Below are 20,703 nucleotides of genomic sequence, written 5' to 3' on the forward strand. Positions count from 1 at the left end.
CGGGCTTTCTGGCGGGAGGGTCAAAGACGAAGACAAACGAAGCGGCGCGCAGCATAGCCGCTGCAAGAAAGCAAACAAGCGCCCAGGCCCGAGAATAGCGGCCTTGCCAACCCGCACACCCACCCCACCATGAAACCGATGACTGCCCTGCCCCGCCGCGCCCTGCTGGGCTCCGCCCTGAGCCTCTTGCTGCTGGCCGCCCTGCCCGGGGCCAGCCAGGCCCAGCAAGTGCTGCGCGTCACCGCCATCCCCGACGAGGCGCCGACCGAGCTGGCCCGCAAGGCCGCGCCCCTGGTCGCCTACCTGGAAAGCCGGCTGGGCATGAAGGTCGAGTTCACCCCGGTCACCGACTACGCGGCCGCGGTGGAAGCCCTGGCCAGCAAGAAGGTCGACCTGGCCTGGTTCGGCGGCTTCACCTTTGTGCAGGCGAATGTGCGCTCGGGCGGCAAGATCATCCCCCTGGTGCAGCGCGAGGAGGACGAGAAGTTCCGCTCCGTCTTCATCACCAGCGAGCCGGCCATCCAAAAGCTGGCCGACCTGAAAGGCCGCGACCTCAGCTTCGGCTCGCAGAGCAGCACCTCGGGCCATCTGATGCCGCGCAGCTTCCTGCTGCAAGCCGGCCTGGACCCCGACCGTGACTTGAAGCGCGTCGCCTACAGCGGCGCCCATGACGCCACCATCGCCGCCGTCGCCTCGGGCAAGGTCCAGGCTGGTGCGCTGAACATCTCGGTCTGGGACAAGTTCGTGGCCGAGAAGAAGGTGGACAGCGCCCGCGTGCGCGTGTTCTTCACCACCCCGCCCTATTACGACTACAACTGGAGCGTCCACGCCGACATGCCGGCCGCGCTGCGCGACAAGCTGAGCCAGGCCTTTCTGAGCCTGAGCCGCGACACCGCCCAGGGCAAGGACATCCTGGACCTGCAGCGCGCCACCCGCTTCATCCCGAGCAAGGTCGAGAACTACAAGGGCATCGAGGCCGCGGCCCGCAGCGCCGGCCTGCTTTGAAACTGGAGCTGCAAGGTCTGGCGGCCCGCCACCCGGCGGCCGCCGCCGGCCGGGCGCCCGCCCTGGCGCCGCTGAACCTGAGCGTCAGCGCCGGCGAGGCCCTGGCCGTGATCGGCCCCTCGGGTGCCGGCAAGACCACCTTGCTCCATGCCCTGGCCTGCGCCCTGCCGCCCAGCGCCGGCCGCCTGCAGCTGGACGACGCCGAGCCCTGGGCCTTGCCGCGGCGCGAGCTGCAGCGCCTGCGCGGCCGGCTGTTTCTGGCGCCGCAGACGCCGCCGCTGCCGCCGCGCCAGCGCGTGGTCACCGCCGTGCTGGCCGGCGCCCTGCCGCGCATGAGCCTGCTGCAAAGCCTGCGCTCGCTGATCTACCCGCAAGATCTGGCAGCGGCCCATGCCGCCCTGCAAAGTTTCGACCTGGCCGACAAGCTGTTCGAGCGCGTCGACCGCCTCTCGGGCGGCGAGCGCCAGCGCGTGGCCCTGGCCCGGGCCCTGCTGGCCCCAGCCCAGCTCTGGCTGCTGGACGAGCCGCTCTCGGCCCTGGACCCCAACCGCGCCAGCCAGGCCCTGGCCTTTCTGCGCGCCGAGGCCGGCCGGCGCGGCGTCACCCTGATCGCCTCGCTGCACCAGGTGGAGCTGGCCCTGGCGCAGTTCCCGCGCATCGTCGGCCTGCGCGAAGGCCGGCTGCAGTTCGACCTGCCGGCCGCGCAGGTGAGCCCGGGCCTGCTGGCCAAGCTCTATGCCCAGCATGAGGACGAGTTGCAAGCCTGGGCGCCGGCAGACCATGAAGAAGACCTGCCGGCCACCGCGCCGGCGGTGCTGATGCAATGCCGGTGAGCGCGCCTTCATCTTTGAAAGCGCCGCAGCTGCGCGACCCGGCTTGGCAGGGCCGCTTGTTCTGGAGCCTGGCCGGCCTGGCCCTGCTCTGGCCCTTGCTGCAGGCCACGGAGTTCCGCCCCTGGCTGCTCTGGCAGCCCGACAGCCTGCGCGCCAGCGGCCAGTTCCTGGCCGACTTTGTGCCCCCGGCCCACAGCGCCGACTTCCTGGCCCTGCTCCTGCGCGAGACCTGGCGCACCGTGGCCATGGCCACTGTGGGCATCAGCCTGGCCTTGCTGCTGGCCGTGCCGCTTGCCTTGGCTGCCACGCGCAGCCTGTCGATCTCGGCGCTGGCCGGGCGCATGGCGCGCGGCCCTTTTTGGCTGCGCCAGTTCCTGCGCGGGCTGATGGTGCTGCTGCGCAGCGTGCCCGAGCTGGTCTGGGCCCTGGCCTTGGTGCGGGTGTTGGGCCTGGGGCCGGCGGCAGGCGTGCTGGCGATTGCGCTGAGCTATGGCGGCATGCTCGGCAAGGTCTATGCCGAGATCCTGGAAAGCGGCGACGGCGCCGTGGCGCAGAACCTGCTGCGCAATGGCTGCTCGCGCCTGCAGGCCCTGGCCTATGGCCTGCTGCCGCAGAATGCCGCTGAGCTGGCCAGTTACACCGTCTACCGCTGGGAATGCGCGGTGCGCAGCTCGGTGGTGCTGGGCTTTGTCGGCGCCGGCGGCTTGGGCCAGCAAATGGACAACTCGATGAAGATGTTCCGCGGCGACGAGGTCTGCACCCTGCTGCTGGTCTTCGTCGCCCTGGTGGCCCTGGCCGACCGACTCAGTGCCGCGCTGCGCAAGGCCTTGGCATGAGGACAACAAATACAACGGAAAAAACGCCCGCGCCGCTGCTGGCTCTGCCGCCGGAGCTGCGCGCCGCGCGCCGCCGCGCCTGGGTATTGCTGCTGGCCCTGGCCGGCCTGGTGGTGGCCAGCTTCGCCTCGCTGGACCTGCCCTGGGGCCAGCTGCTCTCGCTGCAGGCCTGGCAAAGCATGGCGCGCTTTGGCGGCGAATTCTTCCCGCCCGAGACGCGGCCCGACTTCCTGCTCAAGGTCGCACGCGGCGCCTGGGAGACCCTGGCCATGTCCGCCCTGGGCACCCTGCTGGCGGTGGGCCTGGGCCTGCTGCTGGCCCTGCCGGCCGGCGCGCCAGGGGCGCTGCGCGTGCCCACCCGCTGGCTGCTCAATGCCTTGCGCGCGGCGCCCGAGCTGGTCTGGGCCAGCCTGCTGCTGATCTCGGTTGGCCTGGGCCCCATGGCCGGCACCCTGGCCCTGGCCCTGCACACCGGCGGCGTGCTCGGCCGCCTGTTCGCCGAGGCCCTGGAGAACCTGCCCACCGGCCCGGCGCAAGCCCTGCGCAACCAAGGCGTGGGCGCACTGAAAGTGTTCTTCTACGCCCAGCTGCCGCAGGCCCTGCCGCAATGGCTGAGCTACACCCTCTACCGCTGGGAGAACAACATCCGCGCAGCGGCGGTCTTAGGCGTGGTCGGCGCCGGCGGCCTGGGCCAGCAGCTGGCTTTCCACCTGGGCCTGTTCCAGATGGGCAAGACCGCCACGGTCTTGATCGCGATGCTGGGGCTGGTGGGGCTGGTGGATGGCTTGAGTGGGGTGTTGAGGTGGAGGTTGGGAAGGTGAGGCGGCGGGGGCCGAAAAACTTAGCAGCTGAGAATTGACCCAGATTCCAGGGCACGCGTATGTTGAGAGCTTTTGCAAAGCAGTCTAAAAATCGATCTATTGCTGAAGTCAACAGGGGATCAATAGTATTGAGGACGGAGACTTGAAATAGGAGTCTCCAGCTCAAATAGGCCACAGATGTGTTGGCCAATATTTGCAAAAGACGTTAAAGAACTGATGAAATGACACTGAAACTCAAGTGACGCAGCGATGAAGCCAATTGTTTCCATAAGTCTTCGACTTGCCGCCGCTGCAGCCCTGATAGGTTTCCTCTTTCTTGTGCGCCTTCGCACTCCGCCCGTCATTGAAATTCATGAAGTCCACAGGGATGTTGGTGTGGTGAGTTGCATCATCGCACACGGCGGTCGAAATACTACTGGAAAGTACATCATCAATGGAATCGAATACCTTGACAGCTATGGAAGAGTTTTCGGTTGGGCTGGCAGAGGTTGCAATAAATATGCGGTAGGCAGGCTCGCTGAGGTTTCCTGGGTCACTATCAACGGCGATGTCAATCAGCGCTTAGCTTTAGGCGTTAGAGATATTCATGCGCGTGTATGGCTGAGCGGCAATGAAATTGAGATGAAAAAGAAATGGGAGCGCGACATTAAGTCAAATGGATTTAGCGTTGAGTTTGACTATCCGTTTGGATTTCTCGCTATTTTTCTAGTACTCACCATTTTCATCAAGAGAAAGTAGATAGTCAACAATGGGCTTCAGAAGCCTGCTATGGAATATAGCCTTAATACTTAATACTTAATACTTAAGACTTGACCCCGAATTTCGGCCGCTGGACGAGTTTGGCCGGCTTCTGTCGAATTCGGGGTCAAGCCTTAAATATTAAGTCCTCATTTTTGACCTCTTCATCCATCTTCCGCGCCCGGTCAGCGTCACTCAAAAGTTTGCTCACCCGCGCCACTGTGGTTCCTCGTAGTTTCGTTTGGAACCTAGCACTGACAAAATTGCACATCCCTTAGGCCATTAGGGCCGGAAGTTGAGAGGTGGCTAATGGCGGCGCGATCAGGGAAACTTAATATTTAAGACTTGACCCCGAATCTCTCCCGCAAAAGGTGGAAAGTCATCTCCAGGGTGTGCGACCCTTCGTGGCTCTATACGCGTGGTACAAACCTCGGAAATCGACGGATCGATACGCTCGCTGCGATGACCAGTCGAGGTGCCAAGACAGAGTGTGGGCGTGGTCTCGGCAATATGCAGCACTTGAGTCGCCCGAAAACATAGTTAGACCTCCGAATTTCAATGGCCTGTACTCCGCACAAATCCAACGTACCAGGAGATTTCTACGTCGAAGACGGTTGTTGTACGTCTTGTGGAATGCCAACAACGGAGGCTCCCGATCTATTCGAATACGACCCAGACGGGCATTGCTATGTTCGCAAGCAACCCACGGCGACCGACGAAGTGGATCGCATGATTTTGGCGTTTGAAGTGCAAGACATCGGATGCATCCGCTACAAGGGTACAGATAGAGCAATTCAGATCCGCTTGGTGGAATCAGGCGAGGGCGAGCAATGCGATGTACTCAATCCCGACCTCAAAGAACGAAACGCAATTGTTCAAGCAGAGCGGGCTGCGCGATTTGCGACATGGAAGGCAAGTCAAGATTTGACGGGAAGCGCTTCATCTCACAAATCGTGTGGCGACCCAACAGTGTTCCGTCGCTTCCTCCATTGGCTCGGAATCGGAGCGTAGCGCGTGCGCACGTATTTCCTGCGCGGAAGGTCTAACCCTACGCTCGAGTGGACCTCCGCCAGCAGGCCGCGCTACGCTGCCTGTGTATTTTCAGCTCCGCGCGGCCAGCTGGCTCCGGCCCCTCAGCTTCAACGTTGAGCCTCTTGGCTGAAATCACCACGCGGCAAGAAATCAAAGAGGGAGCCATCGATGGTCGAAGATCGTGACGACGTTCCGCCAAACGCGCCTCAGTTCGTGAAGGAGCGTGAGGCTTGGTTCAAGGCCGGCGCAAACGCAATGGCTTCGATCGCCTTCTTGGCAACGTTTCTTGTTGGTGTGATTGTTAGCCTCGCGACATTAATCACTGGATTCGAGGCGCACATTGCGATTGCAGCCACCGTGCTGGGTACGTGGGTTTCACTAGCTATCGCGCATTTCTACATTGAAGTGACTGCACGTCGAACGGCGGCTCACGGAGGCGTGCAAGTTGAGAGATTCTGAGATGCCGAACCCCAAGGACGGAGTCAAGTCTTGATTCTTGATTCTCAAGGCAAGACCTGACCCTCGCTGCGAAGGCCGGACACGTCCCCTCCGCCTGATTCCAATTCCAACACGGGGCCGGGGTCAGGCCTCTAGTTTCAAGGCAAGACCTGACCCTTGGCGTATAGACGGGGACCCATGAGGCACCGAGTCTGCGCCAGCGCGGCAGCAAGGGACATACCTGCAAGGAACACGAGTTGAGTTCTGTTGTTTGCAAAAGAAAAGGAGTCTCAGCTTTGAAGCGATTCATGTTTGTTGCTTTCACCGAGCCAGATGACGGTGTAGTTCAGACGCCAGTAGATGCGTTGACGGGCTGCTCGCGGTGAACTTCGAACTGCTCGCCCCGCTGGCCGTACTGGCGCTGATCGATAGCACCAGCTTCGGCACTTTGCTCATCCCCCTGTGGTTGATGTTGGCTCCCGTACGCCCGAGACCGGGAAGGATTCTCTTGTTCCTTGGCACGGTGGCCGCGTTCTATCTGCTGCTGGGGATTGCCTTGCTACTCGGAGCTCCGTCGCTGCTCGCCGCCTTGCAGAAGGCGGAAAACTTGCAAGCGCTACGGGTCGCTCAATGGATTGCCGGTATCGGGCTGATGGTGCTCGGTGTACTCATGGAGCCTTGGACGAAAGCGGGCAAGGAGCGTCGCGAGGCCCGCCGCGCGGAAAAGATAGCCCGCCACGGGCCGAGCCTCCACATGCGGATGCGGGAGCGTGCGACCGATGCATCGGCCCCCGTCGGTGCGGTCATTGCGCTGGCCTTGACAGCAGCCGTCATCGAGGCGGCATCGATGATCCCGTATCTGGCTGCGATCGGTGTCTTGATCGCATCGGAGTTGTCGCTGGCGGGGCGCGCTGCGGTGCTGTTTGGCTATTGTCTGGTGATGATCGCTCCAGCATTGCTGCTACTGGCAGCGCGGCTTTTTCTACACGAGCATGTCGCGCCCATCTTGACCAAGGTGGAGGCATTTCTCTCCCGCAATGCAAACGAGGCGACGGCTTGGGTGGTGTTTTTGCTCGGCCTGTATATGGTGAGCGACGGCTGGAACGCGCTCGATGGGCCCTGAAGAGGCATTGTGTCGTCGCATGTAGCGAGGCGGGACAGGCCGAGGACAGGGCCATACCTTCAGTTTCAAGGCAAGACCTGACCCTCATTACGAATGCCGGGGCATCGCGATGCATTGCCTCGTGCTGCCTACCTGCGCCTTGATGCTTGGCGGCCGACCCGGGCTGGTTTGGATGGGCTTCGCCTAAACAGGACGGGTGCGCCCCATTGCAAATGAGAATTCATTTGCAATAATGCGGCAAGCGACCTTGCTTGCCACGCCTCCTCCAGCCCATGGAACGATCCACCCGCCAACGCACCGCCCTGCGCGCCGTCATCGACGCCGCGGGGCGACCGTTGTCGCCGCAGGAGGTGCTGGAAGCGGCTCAGCTGGAGGTGCCGGCCCTCTCGCTGGCCACGGTCTACCGCAATATCAAGGCGCTGCTCGATGCCGGTGAGATCAGCGCCGTGTCCTTGCCGGGCGACAGCCCGCGCTATGAATCCGCGCGCCATGAGCACCACCACCACTTCCAGTGCACCCAGTGCATGCGTGTGTTTGATGTGCACGCCTGCCCCGGCGATCTGTCCGGGCTCGCGCCGGCCGGCTTCCAGGTCGAACGGCATGAGCTGACCCTGTACGGCCGCTGCAGCGACTGCGCCACGCCAAAGAAGGCGTCGGGCAATAGCAAGACGCCGAATAGCAAGACGCCGGCAGGTCGGCATGCGCCGACTTGATGGGGGACGCTTGGCCACCCACGGCATGAACCTTGGCACGCGCCTGACTTCGATGATTCGCGGTCAGCGCTTGCCCCTGCGCCAGCTGCTGGTCCGCTTTCTCATGCTGGCCGTGTTGTTCAACGCGGCCGCCGGAAGGCCGGCCCACGAGGGCTCGCATCTGCGGCAGACGCTCGCTGCCGTCTCGACGCAGTCGACCACGGCCGCGGACCCCTCGGCCGACGGAGCCGCACACGGCAAAGCCCTCGAAGGCGCTTGCGCCTGGTGCTTTGCCTATGCCGATCTGGGCGTCGGGCTGACAGCGTTTGCCCCTCCGCACACACCGGCCTGGTTGGCCGAGCTGCCACGGCCGCAGCCGGCACGGGGCTTCGTCCCCAGCCCCGACTATTGGCCCTTCGCCGCGCGCGACCCTCCCGCCTGCTGAAGCCCGCCGTCCTGGCGGAGCGCTTGACCTCATCACACAGTTCCGTGCCCCGGCGTCCAGCTGGCGGCTCGGCATCGTCGTTCGTCTTTCCGAGTTTCTCCTCATGCTTTCCACACCCCGCTCCGCGCCCGGCGCGCGCCTTGCCGTTCTTCCCCTTCTTCCTCTGTCTCTCGCTGTGGCCGCCCTGTACACCGGACCCGTGAATGCCGAACCCGCCAAGACCGGCACCGAGGCCGCGCAGCTGCCTGCGGTCGAACTGGTCGGGCGCACGGAATCTGGCGCGTATCACGCAGCCGAAGCGGCCGGGGCCAAAACCGATCTCGCCTTGCGGGAGCTGCCGCAATCGGTGCGCATCGTCACACGCCAGGCGATCGATGACCTCGGTGCCACCAAGCTCGACGATGTGCTCGACTACGTCGGCGGCGTCTCGCGCCAGAACAGCTTCGGCGGCCTCTGGGACAACATCGCCATCCGGGGCCTGCCCGGCAACGAGAACACCGGCATGGCCACGCTGCTGAACGGCTTCTCCTCGAACCGCGGCTTCAATGCACCGCGCGATCTGGCCGGCGTCGAGCGGATCGAGTTTCTCAAGGGCACGGCGGCCGCGCTTTACGGCAGCAGCGAACCGGGGGGGACGCTGAACATCGTCTCCAAGCGCCCGCGCTGGAGTGCGGCCCATTCCGTCGAGGCCTATCTGGGCAGCTATGGCCTGCGGCGCGGCGCCCTGGACAGCACCGGGCCCATCGGCGAGAACCTCGCCTACAGGCTCAACTTGGCCGTGGAAGACCGCGACAGCTTCCGCGATCACATCAGCGCCAAGCGCGAAGTGCTCGCACCAGCCTTCAGCTGGCGACTTGGCCAGGCCACCCAGCTGGACTACGTGGGCGAACTCTTGCGGCATGCCAGCCCGCTGGACCGGGGCGTCGTTGCAGTCGACAACCGCTTGGGCGCCATCAGCCGCGACCGCTTCCTGGGCGAGCCGGCCGATGGCGAGGTGACGGTCAAGAATCAGACCCATCAGCTCATCCTCTCGCATGAGTGGAATGCCGATTGGCGCAGCCGCTTCGGCCTGTCCTACCGCGAAACTTCGATGGAAGGCTTCTCGACGGAGGCCACCGCGCTGCGCCCTGACAAGACCACGCTCACGCGCCAGCGGCGTTTCCGCGACTACGGCTCGGAAGACGTCGCGCTGCAAGCCGAGCTGCAAGGGAACCTCAAGACCGGCGCCATCGAGCATGAAGTGCTGCTCGGGCTGGAGAGCTTTCGCTTTCGCATGGACTCGGTGATGCGACGCGTGAACCCGACGGCCACGCAGGCCTACGCCATCGACATCCAGAATCCGGTCTACGGCCAGGCCCAACCGCTGCCCCTGCCCAACACCGACACGCTGGAGCGCCAGCGCAATACCGCGCTCTACCTGCAGGACGCGATCAAGCTCGCGCCCGAGTGGCGCCTGGTGGCCGGCCTTCGTTTCGATGACTACCGCCAGTCGCTGCACAACCGGCTCAAGGACAGCACCGCAAGCCAGCAGCCCTCGTCGAGCTCGCCCCGTGTCGGCCTCTCCTGGCTGCCAACGCCGCAATGGACCGTGTATGCCAACGCCGGCCGCTCCTTCCGACCGAATGTCGGCTCGGACTTCGCCTTGCAGGGCTTCGAGCCAGAGACCGGCCGCGCGCTCGAGCTGGGCAGCAAGTGGGAAAGCGCGGACCGGCGCATCGGTGCCACCGCAGCCTTCTTCGACATCCGCAAGCGCAATGTGTTGACCGCTGACCCGGTGAACGCGGGCTTCTCCGTGGCGGCGGGCGAGATCCGCAGCCGCGGCCTCGAGTTCGACCTGGCCGGGCAGCTGAGCGCGAACTGGCGCGTGAACGCCAGCCTGGTGCTCAACGACGTCGAGATCACCCAAGACAACAGCCTGGAAGTCGGCGGGCGCCTGCTCAACGTGCCCAAGGTCAATGGCAGCGTGCTGGCGGTCTACGAGAGCGCCTTGGCCAACGGCCAGCGCTTCAGCATCGGCGGCGGGTTCACGCACATGGGCGCGCGACTAGGCCAAGCGCGCACGCAGGCCGAGGCCAAGGCCGGCACGCCAGCCTTCGAGCTGCCGGCCTACACCACGGCCAAGCTGGTCGCCTACTGGCGCATCCAGCCCAAGCTGCGCCTGACGCTCGACATCGACAACCTGTTCGACACCCAGTACTACACCAGCTCCTACAGCCGCCTCTGGGTGGCACCGGGCACGGCGCGCAGCGCCACCGTGGGCCTGCAGGCCAAGTTCTGAGGCCCAGCACATGCACACCATGCCAGTGACCGCCACCACGGAGTTTCGTGAAGCTCCCTTGCCGCACGCCGCGGCCCTACGCCGGCCCGCCCTCGAAGCGCGCGGCGTGATCGCCGGCTATGGCGCCAGCACCATCTTGCACGGCCTGGACCTGCGGGTCGGGGCCGGTGAGATCTACGCCTTGCTGGGCGCCAACGGCGCCGGCAAGACCACCACGCTGAGCCTCTTCCTGGGCTTTGTTCAGGCCAGCAGCGGGCAGGTGCGCGTGAACGGCATCGACCCCATGGCGGACCCGAGCGCAGCCCGGCGCCAGCTCGCCTACATCCCCGAGAACGTCGCGCTCTACGAGCACCTCAGCGCGCGCGAGAACGTCGCCTATCTGCTGCACCTCGCGGGCCAGCCTGCGGGTGTGGCGGCCATCGACGCCGCGCTGGCAGCCGCCGGCCTGGACGCCGCCGCGCATGGGCGGCGCATCTCGGGCTTCTCCAAGGGCATGCGGCAGAAGGTCTCGATTGCTTTGGCGCTGGCGCGCCAGGTGCCGGCGCTCTTGTTGGACGAGCCCACCTCCGGCCTGGACCCGCAGGCCACCAGAGAGTTCAGCCGCCTGCTCGGGCTGCTGCGCGCGCAAGGTGTGGCCGTGTTGATGGTGACGCATGACCTGCTCAGCGCGGCCGATGTGGCCGATCGCATCGGCTTCATCGAAGGCGGGCGCCTGATCGAGGAGGTCGCGGCCGCCAGCCACACCGGCGAGGAGCGCTTCGATGTGCGCGCCCTGCACCGGCGCTACGCCAGCCAGGAGGCGCGGCGATGAGCGCGGTGCTGCGCATTGCACGCGAGGAATGGCGCCTGCTGCGGCGCGACCGCGTGGCCGTGCTGGGCCTGGCGCTGCTGCTCTTGCTGACGGCCGTGGCCGCCTTCACCGCCTGGGATCAGCGCCACAGCGCCGATGCCCAGCGCAGCCGCCACCAGGCGCAGGTGGATCACGAGTTCGAGGCCCAGCCCGAGCGGCACCCGCACCGGATGGTGCATTACGGGCACTTCGTGTTCCGGCCGCTGAACCCGCTGGCCGCCTTCGACTCGGGCGTGGACGCCTACACAGGCCACACGCTCTACCTTGAAGGGCACCGGCAGAACAGTGCCAACTTCGGAGATGTACGGCAATCTTCTCTGCTGCTGCGCTTCGGCCAGCTCACGCCGGCCTTTGTGCTGCAGGTGCTGGCGCCTCTGTTGCTGATCTTTATCGGCCATGGTTCTCTGGCGCGGGAGCGCGAGTCCGGCACCTTGCGCGTGCTGCTCGCGCAAGGCATTGCGCCGCGGCAGATCGTCGCGGGCAAGGTGCTGGCCCTGAGCGCCGTGGCCGCCCTGGCCATGCTGCCGGCCTTGCTGGCACTGCTGTGGATCGGGCTCACAACTCCGGCTCCTTTCAGCCTGGCGGCCCTGCTGGCCGCGGGCTACGGTCTGTGGCTGCTGATCTGGGCGCTGGGCATCGTCGCACTGTCGGCCTGGTTCGCCCGCGCCCGCGACGCTCTGGTGGCCCTGCTCGCGGTCTGGGTGATCAGCGTCGTGCTGCTGCCGCGACTGGCCCCCGAGTTGGCCACTGCCGCACTGCCGCTGCCGACGCGCTTCGAGACCGACATCGCCGTGACGCGCGATCTGGCGGCACTCGGCGACAGCCACAACGCCAACGACCCCTACTTCGCTGAGTTCAAGAAGAAGGTGCTCGCGCAGTACAGCGTCGGCCGCGTGGAAGACCTGCCGGTCAACTACAAAGGCCTGCTGGGCATGGAGGGCGAGCGGCTCACCAGCGCATTGTTCCTGCGCTACGCCACGGCCAGCTTCGAGCGCCAGGCCGCGCAGCTGCGATGGGTCGACCGCTTCGCCTGGCTGAGCCCGGTGATTGCGCTGCGCCGCCTGTCCATGACGGCAGCTGGCACCGATTTGGAGAACTACCGCCGCTTTGTCGAGCAGGCCGAGCGCCATCGCTACCGGCTGGTGCAGGAACTCAACCGGCTGCAGGCCGAGAAGCTCAGCTATGCCAGCGACCGCTCCAGTCGCGACAGCCGCATCAGTGCCGAGCACTGGCAGGGCATGGCCGATTTTCACTACGAAGCCGCAGCGCCCCGCGAGGCGCTGCGCCGCGCCGCGCCTGCTGCGGGCGTGCTGCTGCTCTGGCTGGCAGGCCTGGCAGGGGTGTTGGCGCTGGCCGCGCGCCGTCTGGGGAGGATCACGCGATGAACTGGCTTGCCCATGAATGGCGTCTGCTGCTGCGCTCGCGACTGGCGCTGATGGCGCTGGCGCTGCTGTTTTTGCTGTCGGCCCTGGCCGTGCTGTCGGGCCTGCGCGAAGTCAGGCACCAGCAGCAGACCATCGCACAGCTGGCTGAGCTGCAGCAGCAAGAGCTGACCGCACAGGCGCGCAAGTACACGCAGGGCGGCGATGCCGGCTCGGCCGCTTACTACACCTTTCACAAGACCTGGGACCCGCCCTCTCCGACCGCCTTTCTCGCGCTGGGCCTGCGCGACGCCGCGCCCTATGTGCTGCGCGTGCGGACCCTGGCGCTGCAAGCTCAGTTGCATGAGGGCGAAAGCGCCAACCCCGAACTGGCGCTGGCCGGGCGCTTCGACTTTGCCTTCGTGCTGGTGTATCTGGCGCCGCTCTTCGTGATCGCGCTCTTGTACGACCTGGTTTCAGGCGAGCGCCAGTCGGGCCGCCTCGATACCTTGCTGGCCATGGCCGGCTCCGGCCGGCGGCTGTGGCTGCGCCGCGCGGGTTTGCGCAGCGGGCTGGTCTGGGTCTGCCTCATGCTGCCGGTGCTCGCCGGCGCGCTGAGCAGCGGCACGCCAGTGGCCGCGCTGGCGGTCGTCCTGCTGAGTGCAGCGGCCTACCTCGCCTTCTGGACCGGGCTGGCGCTGATCGTCGCGACTCGCAAAGCCAGCTCCGCCGCCCATGCGATGACGCTGATGGGCTGCTGGGCGCTGTTGACGCTCATCCTTCCGACCCTCGCCAACGCGGTGCTGACTCGTGCCGTGCCGGTGAATCAAGGTGTGGAGCTGATGCTGGCGCAGCGCCAGGCCGTGCATGGCGCTTGGGATCTGCCGCCCGAAGCCACCATGCAGAAGTTCTTCCGCAGCCACCCCGAGTGGCGAGACACGGCGCCGCTGCCCAAGGGCTTTCACTGGAAGTGGTACTACGCCTTCCAGCAACTCGGCGATGAAAGCGTGGCGACGCAGGTGGCGGCCTATCGCGAGGGCCTGCTCGCGCGCCAGCACTGGACCTCGCGCCTGGGCTGGCTGCTGCCGGGTGTTGGCGTGCAAGCCGCGCTGCACCGCCAGGCCGAAACCGATCTTCAAGCGCAGCTGGCCTACCAGGACCGCATCGCCGACTTTCACAGTCGGTTGCGCGCCTTCTTCTACCCCTATGTGTTCAATGACCGGCGCTTCCGCAGCCAAGACTTCGACGCGCAACCGCGGTTCACTGCCGAAGCTCGATCAAGGCCTCAGCTGGGCGCTGAGTTGCTGGGCTTGCTGCTGATGGGGCTGGCGGCCGTGCTGCTGGGCGCCAAGGCAGCCGGGCGTGTGCGGCCGGCGCGAGGCTGAATAGCGAAGGCCGGATCTCAGGTCTGAGTCGTGAATGAACGGAGCAGGTGTCAGGCTTTACTTCCCGCAAATGGAGGAGAGTCACGCCCTGAAACTGCATCTTTTTGCAGCACCCATCGCGTGATGCAAACGCCGAAATTCAGCGGCTTGACTGAACGGCTCAGGGCTTACGCACAGTCTCTGCGCCCCGATGGCGGGAAGAGGCCGAAACCCTGGCCTTGGCTCTGCCGCTGCTTCCCGTCCCGCCGCTTGTCTTGCTTCTTCTCGGAGCCCCCGCCGCAATCGCAGCTGAACACATCGCAAAGGCTTGAGCCCAGCCCGCGCGGGCCGTGCAGATCGCAAGGCAGATCGCAAGGTAGATCGCAGCCCAGGTCGCAGTCCCCGCGCTGCGGCGCCAAAGGGCGCCGGGCCGCCACGGCGCCGTAGCGGCGGTGTACCTGACCGCAGCGTGCGGTGCGCTGCCGGATCAGGTCCAGGCCGCCGACAACGCCGTAGCGGCGCACGGCCCGCAAGCCCAGGGCCGAGCAACTGCGGCGGCCGGTATGCACACGGTAGGCGCAGACAAAGCCTTTGTGAGGCGAGACGTAGCGCTGATACAAGCGGATGGCGTAGAGGAGCAAGCGGCGCATCGGGATCCAAGAAAGGCAGAGGGCAGAGCACAGGCGACGCCTGCACGGGCGGCACGTGCAGTCATGGCAGCTCAACGCAGGTCAGCACGGTAGACGCGTTAGGAACTATACGGCCCGGCCAGTTCCGCTAGAAGCGGAATCCTCTTCCGGTTCCACGCGGCCACCCGGCAGTTCCAGCTGCAAAGCCTCGCGCATGAAGCGCACCAGCGCCCGCGCTGTCTCCGAGCCGGCGGGCATGGGCAGGCTCAGGGCCTGGATCCATTCGCCCTCCTGAACATCCAGGCGCCAGCCGGGCAGCAGCTCGACCAGGCCGCTGCCCGGTGCGACGCAGAAGTCGGGGCAGAGCACCACGCCGGCGCCGTGGCGGGCCATGGCCATCAAGGCGTCGAGATCATTGCCCCAGGCGCCGGCGCGCAGCTCCGTCAGCGTCAGCCGCTCGCCGCTGGGCTCGTGCAGCCAGCTCAGGCTCGTGTTGTCCTCATGCTGGCCGACCAGCAGGCAGTTCTGCCCCAGCAGCGCCTGCGGCCCGGCCAGCGGCACGCTGCCGGCCGCCGCATAGGCACGCACGGCGTAGCGCAGCAGGGGCTGGGCCACCCAGTCCTCGGGCGGGCGGGCGGTGGCGCGCAAGGCCAGGTCCACGCCCTCGGCCAGCAGGTCGACACGCCGATAAGTGAACAGCAGCTCGTAGCGCAAGGCCGGGTGCAGGGCCTGGAAGCGCGCCAGCAGCGGCGCCAGCACATGGATGCCGAAGACCGGCGGCGCGCTGATGCGCAAGGTGCCGCCGAGCTGATCGCGCTCGCTGCGCAGAGCCAGGCGGGCGCCCTCGGTGGCCTCCAGCACCACCCGGGCGCGCGCCTGCAGGCGCCGGCCGGCTTCGGTCAGGCCGAGGCTGCGCGTGCTGCGGGCGAACAGGGCCAGGCCCACCGCGGACTCGATGGCCGCCACCCGGCGGCTGACGGCCGCGCGCGTCAGCCCCAGCTCGCGCGCCGCGCGGGCAAAGCTGCCGGCCTGAGCAATGCGGGCGAACAGCTCCAGGGCATTGGCGTCCAGGGCCTGGTCGGCCGCCGTGCGGCGGCTCAGGGACAGCCTGGGGGCCTTGGGTTTCGGCGTCTTTGTCAATGAATCAGCACCAATGTGTCGAAGCAAAGCAGTCTATTCGCTTGATTGTTGCCAATCTAGACTGGGCCCCAGAGTTTTCCACCGGCCGGCACTTTTTTCCACGCTGATCCACGCGATTCCACACCGCGCCACGCCGCACCACCCCACGCCACCTTTCGCCACAAGAACCGAGCCCGCCCATGAACAGCCCCGCCCGCGCCACCCCCCTGCCCCCGGCCCAAGCCGTGCACCTGCGCTGCGCCGACGGCCGCCTGCTGCACGCCAGCTGGCAGGAGCCGGCCGGCCCGGTGCGCGCCCTGGCCCTGATCAGCCCGGCCATGGCCGTGGCCAGCCCCTTCTACCGTGGCTTTGCCGAATGGCTGGCCGGCCGCGGCTATGCGGTGCTGAGCTACGACTACCGCGGCATCGGCCGCAATCTGCAAGGCTCGGTGCGGGACGAACGCGCCGGCCTGCGTGAATGGGCGCAGCTGGACATGGCTGCCGCCCTGCGCGCCATCGAGCACCGGCGCCAACGCGAGCAGCGGGCGCAAGGCCAGGAGCTGGGTGTGCTGGCCATTGGCCATTCCTTTGGTGGCCAGGCCATCGGGCTGGCGCCCGGCTTCGAGCAGCTGGACGCAGTGCTGGGCGTGGCCGCCCAGGCCGCCGATTTCCGTTACTGGGCCGGCCTGCAAAAAGCCAAGGCTGCGCTGTTCTTCCATGCCCTGCTACCGACCCTGAGCCATCTGTTCGGCCATGCGCCGGGCTGGGTGCTGGGTGGCCGGGCGCAAGACCTGCCCAAGGGCGCGGCTCTGCAATGGGCACGCTGGGGCCGCCGCCGGGGCTACCTTTTCAGCGACCCGGCCGTGCAGGCCGACCTGGGCTACCACCGCTTCACCGGCCCGGTGCATTTGTGGAATGTGACGGACGACACCTTGTTCGGCCCCGGCCCGGCGGTGGACCAGCTGGGCCGGCAGTTCAGCAGCGCCGAGCTGCAGCGCCACACCCTGGACCCGCGCCAGCTCGGCCTGCGGGCCATCGGCCACTTCGGCATGTTCCGGCGCGAGCTCGGCGCCAAGCTCTGGCCCCTGCTGCTGGCGCCGGTGGAGCTGGCCACGCCGCGGCTGCGCGACCGCTTGCTCTGAGCAGGCATGGCGGAGGATGGCTGGCTACACTGGCCGCTCCCCAGCCATGGCCCCGCCGGGCCCAGGAGCCGCGCATGAAGAATGCCTTGATGAAGACACGCACCGTCGTCCCTCAGCTGCTGTGTGCAGCCTTCTTGCTGGCCGGCAGCGCGCTGGCCCAGGCCCAGAACATCAAGCCGGGCCTGTGGGAAATCAAGATGAACCCCCAGCTCAGCCCCGAGCGACAGGCGGCCATGGCCCAGGCCCAGCAGCAGCTGGCGCAGATGCCGGCTGAGCAGCGCAAGATGATGGAAGAGATGATGGCCAAGGCGGGGGTCAACGCCAACCTGGCCACCGGCGCCATGACGCTCAAGGTCTGCATCACGGCCGAACAGGCGGCGCTCAATCAACTGCCGGTCTCCAGCCAGGGCAATTGCAAGCACCAGTTGGAACGCAAGGGCGCACAGATCCTGAACCGCTTCAGCTGCAGCGAGCCCGAGCTCAGCGGCGAGGGCACGACCACCCTGAGCAGCCCCGAAGCCTACAGCTCCAACATGAGCACCGTCAGCCGCGCCGGCGGCAAGACCGAAACCCTGTCGGTCCAGAGCCAGGGCCGCTGGCTGAGCGGCGACTGCGGCGGCATCGCGCCGATGAAGACCAGCAAGTGAGCCAGCCAGTGAGTGCGCGGCGGCCGCGCCGTCTCACAGCTTGCCGGTGAAGATGCGGCCCAACCAGCCCAGATACCAGGCCAACAAAGCCTCGTACCAGCGCGGCTGAGGCTGGGCCGGGGCGGCTTTCTCTGAGGAGTTGGGTTCGGTCATGGCATGCGCCTGGTGCAAGAGCTGAAGCCATTGTGCGCTGCAGGCCCGCGCCGGGGCACTTACCATCGCCCCCATGGACAACGTCGATCTGCAAATCTTGCGCCAGGTGAGCGCCTGGCGCCACGAGGGCCGAGGCGTGGTGCTGGGCACCATCACGCGCACCTGGGGGTCGGCACCGCGACCGGTGGGCTCCTTGGTGGCGGTGCGCGATGACGGGCAGATCGCCGGCTCCGTCTCGGGCGGCTGCATCGAGGACGATCTGGTCGCCCGCCTGCGCGAGGGCGCCTTGCAGCTGGCCGCGCCTGAGCTTCTGCGCTACGGCGTTGGCGCCGAGGAGGCCACGCGCTTCGGCCTGCCCTGCGGCGGCACGCTCGAACTCCTGCTGGAGCCGCTCCATGCCGGCTCGCAGATCGACGAGCTGCTGGCCCGCCTGGACCGCGGCGAACGCGTGCAGCGCCGGCTCGACCGGGACAGCGGCCAGGTCGAGCTGCTGGCTCCCCACTCCAGTGCCGACGCCCTGCAGCTGAGCGAACAGGAACTGCGCAGCCACCATGGCCCGCAGTGGCGCCTGCTCATCATCGGCGCCGGCCAGATGAGCCAGTACCTGGCGCAGATGGCCCTGGGTCTGGACTACCAGGTGCTGATCTGCGACCCGCGTGCCGAGTACATGGAAGGCTTCGCCGTGCCGGGCACAACGCTGACGCGCGACATGCCCGACGATGTGGTGCAAGCCTTGCGGCCCGACGGCCACACCGCCATCGTCGCCCTGACCCATGACCCCAAGCTCGACGACCTGGCCCTGATGGAAGCCTTGCGCGGGCCGGCCTTCTACATCGGCGCCATCGGCTCGCGCGTCAACCAGAGCAAGCGCCGGGCCCGCCTGGCCGAGCATTTCGGCCTGCAGCCGGAACAACTGGCGCGCCTGCATGGCCCGGTCGGCCTGCACATCGGCGCACGCACGCCGCCCGAGATCGCCTTGTCTATCCTGGCCCACATGACGGCGGAGCGCTACGGCGTGCAGCTGCAGGGCAGCGCGGCGCTGCCAGCGTCAGCCGGGGGCAGCGCTTGCGAGACCTGAGACGCCTGCCCCTGCTGGGGCTGCTGCTGGCGGCATCCGGCCTGTGCTGGGCCGGGCCCGACCTGGCGCTGCGCGAACAGGAGATCCAGCAATGCCGGCCCGAGGACATCGTCACCTGGGGCGATGGCCAGGACCGGCCCGCCCTGGCCTCACCTCTGCTGCTGGCCTATTCGCATGCCGGTGCGCCGGCCTGGTTCACGCCGGCCCAGGTGCTGGCCACGCTGGAGCGGGCGGCTCAGAGCTGGTCGCGCTGCGGCGTGGCCAGCCGGGTCAGTCTGCTGCAGCCCGGCCAGGCCTTGCCTCCGGGCGGCGTCTTCGTGCAGTGGAGCGAGATCGGCAGCGCCGGCAATTTCGGCCTGGCCAATCTGAGCCGGCGCAGCCTGGTCATGAACCCGGCCATGTTCGCCCTGCTGCGCGAGCGCAAACCCAATTACCCGGCCGAGCAGACCCTGCAAATGGTGGTGTCGCACGAGATGGGCCACTTCTTCGGCCTGATGGCGCATTCGCGCCGCTGTATCGACGTGACCTCCTACTACAGCGACGGCAAGGGCGGCGAATGCCAGGTGGCCGACCGGGCCCTGCTCAAGGCCTTCGGCGAGTACCGCTCGGTGCTGCCCACGGCCTGCGATATCGAACGCTGCCGGCGCGCCAACATCCCGCCCCACCCCTGAGAAGCTTCAGTCGGGCGGGAACATCCAGCGCTCATAGATGCGCTTGGCCGTGCCGTCGTCGACCATGGTCTTGAAGACCGCGTTGACCTGGGCCTCGGCCCCGAGCTGGCTGGACTTCTTCGAAAAGGCCACGGTCAGATAGGTGGTGTTGAGCACCAGCACATCGCCGAATTCGGCCTCGAGCTTGAGCTTGTGGATGATGTGACCGATGGTGGACAGGGAACCGGCCACGGCCATGGCATCGCGGTCGGCCACGGCCTTGCGGATGGCCAGGGTGTAGTCGAGCACCAGGTCCTTGCGGATCTCGGGGTCGATGTCAAAGCGCGGGTCCACCTTGAGCCCACGTGGCGCACCGACGATGATCTTCTTCAGGTCCTCATAACTGCGAATCCGCACGCCCTTGCGCGCGCGCACGCCAAAGTCAAGAGGCACGAAGGCCGTGCCCCGATTGGCATAGGCGGCCCGCGCATCGCCCCAGGCCATGATGGAAAAATCGCAATCGCCCACTTCGAGGTCTCGCTCGACACGGGCATAGGGCGTCAGGGTCTGGATGGTGCTGTGGCCGCTGCGACGCTCGAACTCGCGCAGCAGGTCGACGATGATGCCGACATGGGGCTCGGCCGCGGTCGGGTCTGGATTCTTCTTGGCCCAGGGGTCGAACTGGATCAGGTCGACCTTGAACTCACGCGCCTGCGCGCCGGCTGCCAACAGGGCCAGACACAGGGCCCAGGCGGCCCACCGAGTTTGCCCACCACCCACAATGCCTGACCCTTTTCCTTTTTTGCTGCCTTGAACCTGGAAGCCCCTGCCAGCCAATCTAACAGAGCCACAGCGGCGGGGAATCAGGGCTCGGGCCGGTCGCGCGCCACGCGTGCCAAGTAGTCCTGGATTTCGCTGTCGCGCTCCTGCCCCGCCGCCAAGGGCTTGAGCAGCACACGCAGGCTGTTGATGCGGCGCCCGGCCGGCACGCCCTCGCGGCGGCGCAGCTCGACAAAGCCCTGGCGCTCCCAGAAGCGCTCGCCGCGCTGATTGCCGACCACCACCCCGAGGCGCATCCAGCGTGCACCGGCGCGGCGCGCCCAGTCCTCCAGGCCCTGGTAGGCGCGCGCCGCATCACCCTGGCCGTGGCGGGCGGTGGCGATGATGAAGAGGCCGAGGTGGCAGACACCTTCGGCCACCATGTCCTCCAGCAAGCTGCCATAGCCGACCATCGCGGCCTCGCCCTCGGCGTCAATGCCGAAGTGGCGCACGCGTCGATAGCTGAGCTCGGGCGGCGGCAGTTCGTCAAACTCCTGCTGCGCTTCGTCGGGACGCGGCGCCTCGTCACCCACGGTCCAAAAGTACTCGGGGTTGGCGTCGAGAAAGCGCTGCACGGCCGGAATGTCGGCTGCTATCAGTTCGCGGCAGGCGAGCGGGCCAGACTTGAATTGCAAAGGCGTGTCGCGCAT

Annotated in this window: 22 protein-coding genes; 18 read left to right on the plus strand and 4 right to left on the minus strand. The window is 66.8% G+C overall.

Features of this window, described 5'->3' with window-relative positions; translation table 11 throughout:
• The first annotated feature begins 138 nt into the window (after window positions 1-138).
• The 14 genes from ACQY39_RS01800 to ACQY39_RS01865 all read left to right on the plus strand — a co-directional run bounded on the left by ACQY39_RS01800 (window position 139) and on the right by ACQY39_RS01865 (window position 13,837).
• The gene (locus ACQY39_RS01800; RefSeq protein WP_428510700.1) at window positions 139-1,005 is read left to right on the plus strand and encodes a putative selenate ABC transporter substrate-binding protein; all 867 of its coding nucleotides are present in this window, start codon (window positions 139-141) and stop codon (window positions 1,003-1,005) included.
• Window positions 1,002-1,838: a phosphonate ABC transporter ATP-binding protein gene (locus ACQY39_RS01805; protein WP_428503190.1), complete on the plus strand. Its 837-nt coding sequence runs from the start codon at window positions 1,002-1,004 to the stop codon at window positions 1,836-1,838. The genes ACQY39_RS01800 and ACQY39_RS01805 overlap by 4 nt, the downstream gene beginning before the upstream one ends.
• Window positions 1,829-2,674, plus strand: a complete 846-nt coding sequence (locus tag ACQY39_RS01810; RefSeq protein WP_428503191.1) for a PhnE/PtxC family ABC transporter permease — start codon at window positions 1,829-1,831, stop codon at window positions 2,672-2,674. The genes ACQY39_RS01805 and ACQY39_RS01810 overlap by 10 nt, the downstream gene beginning before the upstream one ends.
• Window positions 2,671-3,495, plus strand: coding sequence for a phosphonate ABC transporter, permease protein PhnE (gene phnE, locus ACQY39_RS01815; RefSeq protein WP_428503192.1), 825 nt, complete (start codon window positions 2,671-2,673; stop codon window positions 3,493-3,495). Before ACQY39_RS01810 ends, phnE begins: the two co-directional genes overlap by 4 nt.
• A gap of 249 nt (window positions 3,496-3,744) precedes the next feature.
• Window positions 3,745-4,233 carry a hypothetical protein gene (locus ACQY39_RS01820; protein ID WP_428503193.1) on the plus strand — a complete coding sequence of 163 codons (489 nt, stop codon included), beginning with the start codon at window positions 3,745-3,747 and terminating at the stop codon, window positions 4,231-4,233.
• Between the two features lie 558 nt (window positions 4,234-4,791).
• On the plus strand, window positions 4,792-5,244 hold the full coding sequence (locus tag ACQY39_RS01825; RefSeq protein WP_428503194.1) for a ferredoxin: 453 nt from the start codon (window positions 4,792-4,794) through the stop codon (window positions 5,242-5,244).
• Window positions 5,245-5,433: 189 nt separating this feature from the next.
• The gene (locus tag ACQY39_RS01830; RefSeq protein WP_428503195.1) at window positions 5,434-5,724 is read left to right on the plus strand and encodes a hypothetical protein; all 291 of its coding nucleotides are present in this window, start codon (window positions 5,434-5,436) and stop codon (window positions 5,722-5,724) included.
• Window positions 5,725-6,085: 361 nt separating this feature from the next.
• On the plus strand, window positions 6,086-6,826 hold the full coding sequence (locus tag ACQY39_RS01835; protein ID WP_428503196.1) for a GAP family protein: 741 nt from the start codon (window positions 6,086-6,088) through the stop codon (window positions 6,824-6,826).
• Window positions 6,827-7,098: 272 nt separating this feature from the next.
• The gene (locus ACQY39_RS01840; RefSeq protein WP_428503197.1) at window positions 7,099-7,539 is read left to right on the plus strand and encodes a Fur family transcriptional regulator; all 441 of its coding nucleotides are present in this window, start codon (window positions 7,099-7,101) and stop codon (window positions 7,537-7,539) included.
• Between the two features lie 25 nt (window positions 7,540-7,564).
• Complete coding sequence (locus ACQY39_RS01845; RefSeq protein WP_428503198.1) at window positions 7,565-7,963, plus strand: hypothetical protein; 399 nt, start codon at window positions 7,565-7,567, stop codon at window positions 7,961-7,963.
• Between the two features lie 103 nt (window positions 7,964-8,066).
• A complete protein-coding gene (locus tag ACQY39_RS01850) occupies window positions 8,067-10,241 on the plus strand; it encodes a TonB-dependent siderophore receptor (RefSeq protein ID WP_428503199.1) in 2,175 nt (724 codons plus the stop codon).
• 19 nt (window positions 10,242-10,260) lie between these two features.
• Window positions 10,261-11,052 (plus strand): ABC transporter ATP-binding protein, encoded by a 792-nt coding sequence (locus ACQY39_RS01855; protein WP_428503200.1) that lies wholly within the window; start codon window positions 10,261-10,263, stop codon window positions 11,050-11,052.
• Window positions 11,049-12,476, plus strand: a complete 1,428-nt coding sequence (locus ACQY39_RS01860) for an ABC transporter permease (protein WP_428503201.1) — start codon at window positions 11,049-11,051, stop codon at window positions 12,474-12,476. Before ACQY39_RS01855 ends, ACQY39_RS01860 begins: the two co-directional genes overlap by 4 nt.
• Entirely contained in the window at window positions 12,473-13,837 is a 1,365-nt protein-coding gene (locus ACQY39_RS01865) for an ABC transporter permease (protein ID WP_428503202.1), read from the plus strand. Before ACQY39_RS01860 ends, ACQY39_RS01865 begins: the two co-directional genes overlap by 4 nt.
• A gap of 167 nt (window positions 13,838-14,004) precedes the next feature.
• Here the strand turns inward: ACQY39_RS01865 and yidD are convergent, their stop codons facing one another.
• Together yidD and ACQY39_RS01875 are read right to left on the minus strand one after the other, a co-directional pair.
• Entirely contained in the window at window positions 14,005-14,466 is a 462-nt protein-coding gene (gene yidD, locus ACQY39_RS01870) for a membrane protein insertion efficiency factor YidD (protein ID WP_428503203.1), read from the minus strand.
• A gap of 105 nt (window positions 14,467-14,571) precedes the next feature.
• The gene (locus ACQY39_RS01875) at window positions 14,572-15,585 is read right to left on the minus strand and encodes a LysR family transcriptional regulator (protein ID WP_428503204.1); all 1,014 of its coding nucleotides are present in this window, start codon (window positions 15,583-15,585) and stop codon (window positions 14,572-14,574) included.
• A 179-nt stretch (window positions 15,586-15,764) separates the two neighbouring features.
• Between ACQY39_RS01875 and ACQY39_RS01880 the strand changes: the two genes are divergently transcribed.
• The 4 genes from ACQY39_RS01880 to ACQY39_RS01895 all read left to right on the plus strand — a co-directional run bounded on the left by ACQY39_RS01880 (window position 15,765) and on the right by ACQY39_RS01895 (window position 19,255).
• Window positions 15,765-16,706, plus strand: a complete 942-nt coding sequence (locus ACQY39_RS01880) for an alpha/beta hydrolase family protein (RefSeq protein WP_428503205.1) — start codon at window positions 15,765-15,767, stop codon at window positions 16,704-16,706.
• A gap of 74 nt (window positions 16,707-16,780) precedes the next feature.
• Window positions 16,781-17,353 (plus strand): DUF3617 domain-containing protein, encoded by a 573-nt coding sequence (locus ACQY39_RS01885; protein ID WP_428503206.1) that lies wholly within the window; start codon window positions 16,781-16,783, stop codon window positions 17,351-17,353.
• Between the two features lie 226 nt (window positions 17,354-17,579).
• On the plus strand, window positions 17,580-18,584 hold the full coding sequence (locus ACQY39_RS01890; RefSeq protein WP_428503207.1) for an XdhC family protein: 1,005 nt from the start codon (window positions 17,580-17,582) through the stop codon (window positions 18,582-18,584).
• A complete protein-coding gene (locus ACQY39_RS01895; RefSeq protein ID WP_428503208.1) occupies window positions 18,572-19,255 on the plus strand; it encodes a hypothetical protein in 684 nt (227 codons plus the stop codon). The genes ACQY39_RS01890 and ACQY39_RS01895 overlap by 13 nt, the downstream gene beginning before the upstream one ends.
• Window positions 19,256-19,261: 6 nt before the next feature.
• Here the strand turns inward: ACQY39_RS01895 and ACQY39_RS01900 are convergent, their stop codons facing one another.
• The gene (locus ACQY39_RS01900) at window positions 19,262-19,963 is read right to left on the minus strand and encodes a transporter substrate-binding domain-containing protein (protein ID WP_428503209.1); all 702 of its coding nucleotides are present in this window, start codon (window positions 19,961-19,963) and stop codon (window positions 19,262-19,264) included.
• A 134-nt stretch (window positions 19,964-20,097) separates the two neighbouring features.
• Window positions 20,098-20,703, minus strand: a complete 606-nt coding sequence (locus tag ACQY39_RS01905) for an N-acetyltransferase family protein (protein WP_428503210.1) — start codon at window positions 20,701-20,703, stop codon at window positions 20,098-20,100.

Source organism: Roseateles sp. (genome assembly GCF_965262435.1).
Taxonomy (GTDB): Bacteria; Pseudomonadota; Gammaproteobacteria; order Burkholderiales; family Burkholderiaceae_C; genus Paucibacter_A.

Coding starts and splice junctions, on each gene's coding strand:
- ACQY39_RS01885 (WP_428503206.1), top strand. CDS start 16,781: ATGAAGAATGCCTTGATGAAGACACGCACCGTCGTCCCTCAGCTGCTG.
- ACQY39_RS01845 (WP_428503198.1), top strand. CDS start 7,565: ATGAACCTTGGCACGCGCCTGACTTCGATGATTCGCGGTCAGCGCTTG.
- ACQY39_RS01825 (WP_428503194.1), top strand. CDS start 4,792: ATGGCCTGTACTCCGCACAAATCCAACGTACCAGGAGATTTCTACGTC.
- ACQY39_RS01880 (WP_428503205.1), top strand. CDS start 15,765: ATGAACAGCCCCGCCCGCGCCACCCCCCTGCCCCCGGCCCAAGCCGTG.
- ACQY39_RS01810 (WP_428503191.1), top strand. CDS start 1,829: ATGCCGGTGAGCGCGCCTTCATCTTTGAAAGCGCCGCAGCTGCGCGAC.
- ACQY39_RS01840 (WP_428503197.1), top strand. CDS start 7,099: ATGGAACGATCCACCCGCCAACGCACCGCCCTGCGCGCCGTCATCGAC.
- ACQY39_RS01820 (WP_428503193.1), top strand. CDS start 3,745: ATGAAGCCAATTGTTTCCATAAGTCTTCGACTTGCCGCCGCTGCAGCC.
- ACQY39_RS01855 (WP_428503200.1), top strand. CDS start 10,261: ATGCCAGTGACCGCCACCACGGAGTTTCGTGAAGCTCCCTTGCCGCAC.
- phnE (WP_428503192.1), top strand. CDS start 2,671: ATGAGGACAACAAATACAACGGAAAAAACGCCCGCGCCGCTGCTGGCT.
- ACQY39_RS01865 (WP_428503202.1), top strand. CDS start 12,473: ATGAACTGGCTTGCCCATGAATGGCGTCTGCTGCTGCGCTCGCGACTG.
- yidD (WP_428503203.1), bottom strand. CDS start 14,466: ATGCGCCGCTTGCTCCTCTACGCCATCCGCTTGTATCAGCGCTACGTC.
- ACQY39_RS01905 (WP_428503210.1), bottom strand. CDS start 20,703: ATGCGCGACACGCCTTTGCAATTCAAGTCTGGCCCGCTCGCCTGCCGC.
- ACQY39_RS01860 (WP_428503201.1), top strand. CDS start 11,049: ATGAGCGCGGTGCTGCGCATTGCACGCGAGGAATGGCGCCTGCTGCGG.
- ACQY39_RS01800 (WP_428510700.1), top strand. CDS start 139: ATGACTGCCCTGCCCCGCCGCGCCCTGCTGGGCTCCGCCCTGAGCCTC.
- ACQY39_RS01830 (WP_428503195.1), top strand. CDS start 5,434: ATGGTCGAAGATCGTGACGACGTTCCGCCAAACGCGCCTCAGTTCGTG.
- ACQY39_RS01850 (WP_428503199.1), top strand. CDS start 8,067: ATGCTTTCCACACCCCGCTCCGCGCCCGGCGCGCGCCTTGCCGTTCTT.
- ACQY39_RS01890 (WP_428503207.1), top strand. CDS start 17,580: ATGGACAACGTCGATCTGCAAATCTTGCGCCAGGTGAGCGCCTGGCGC.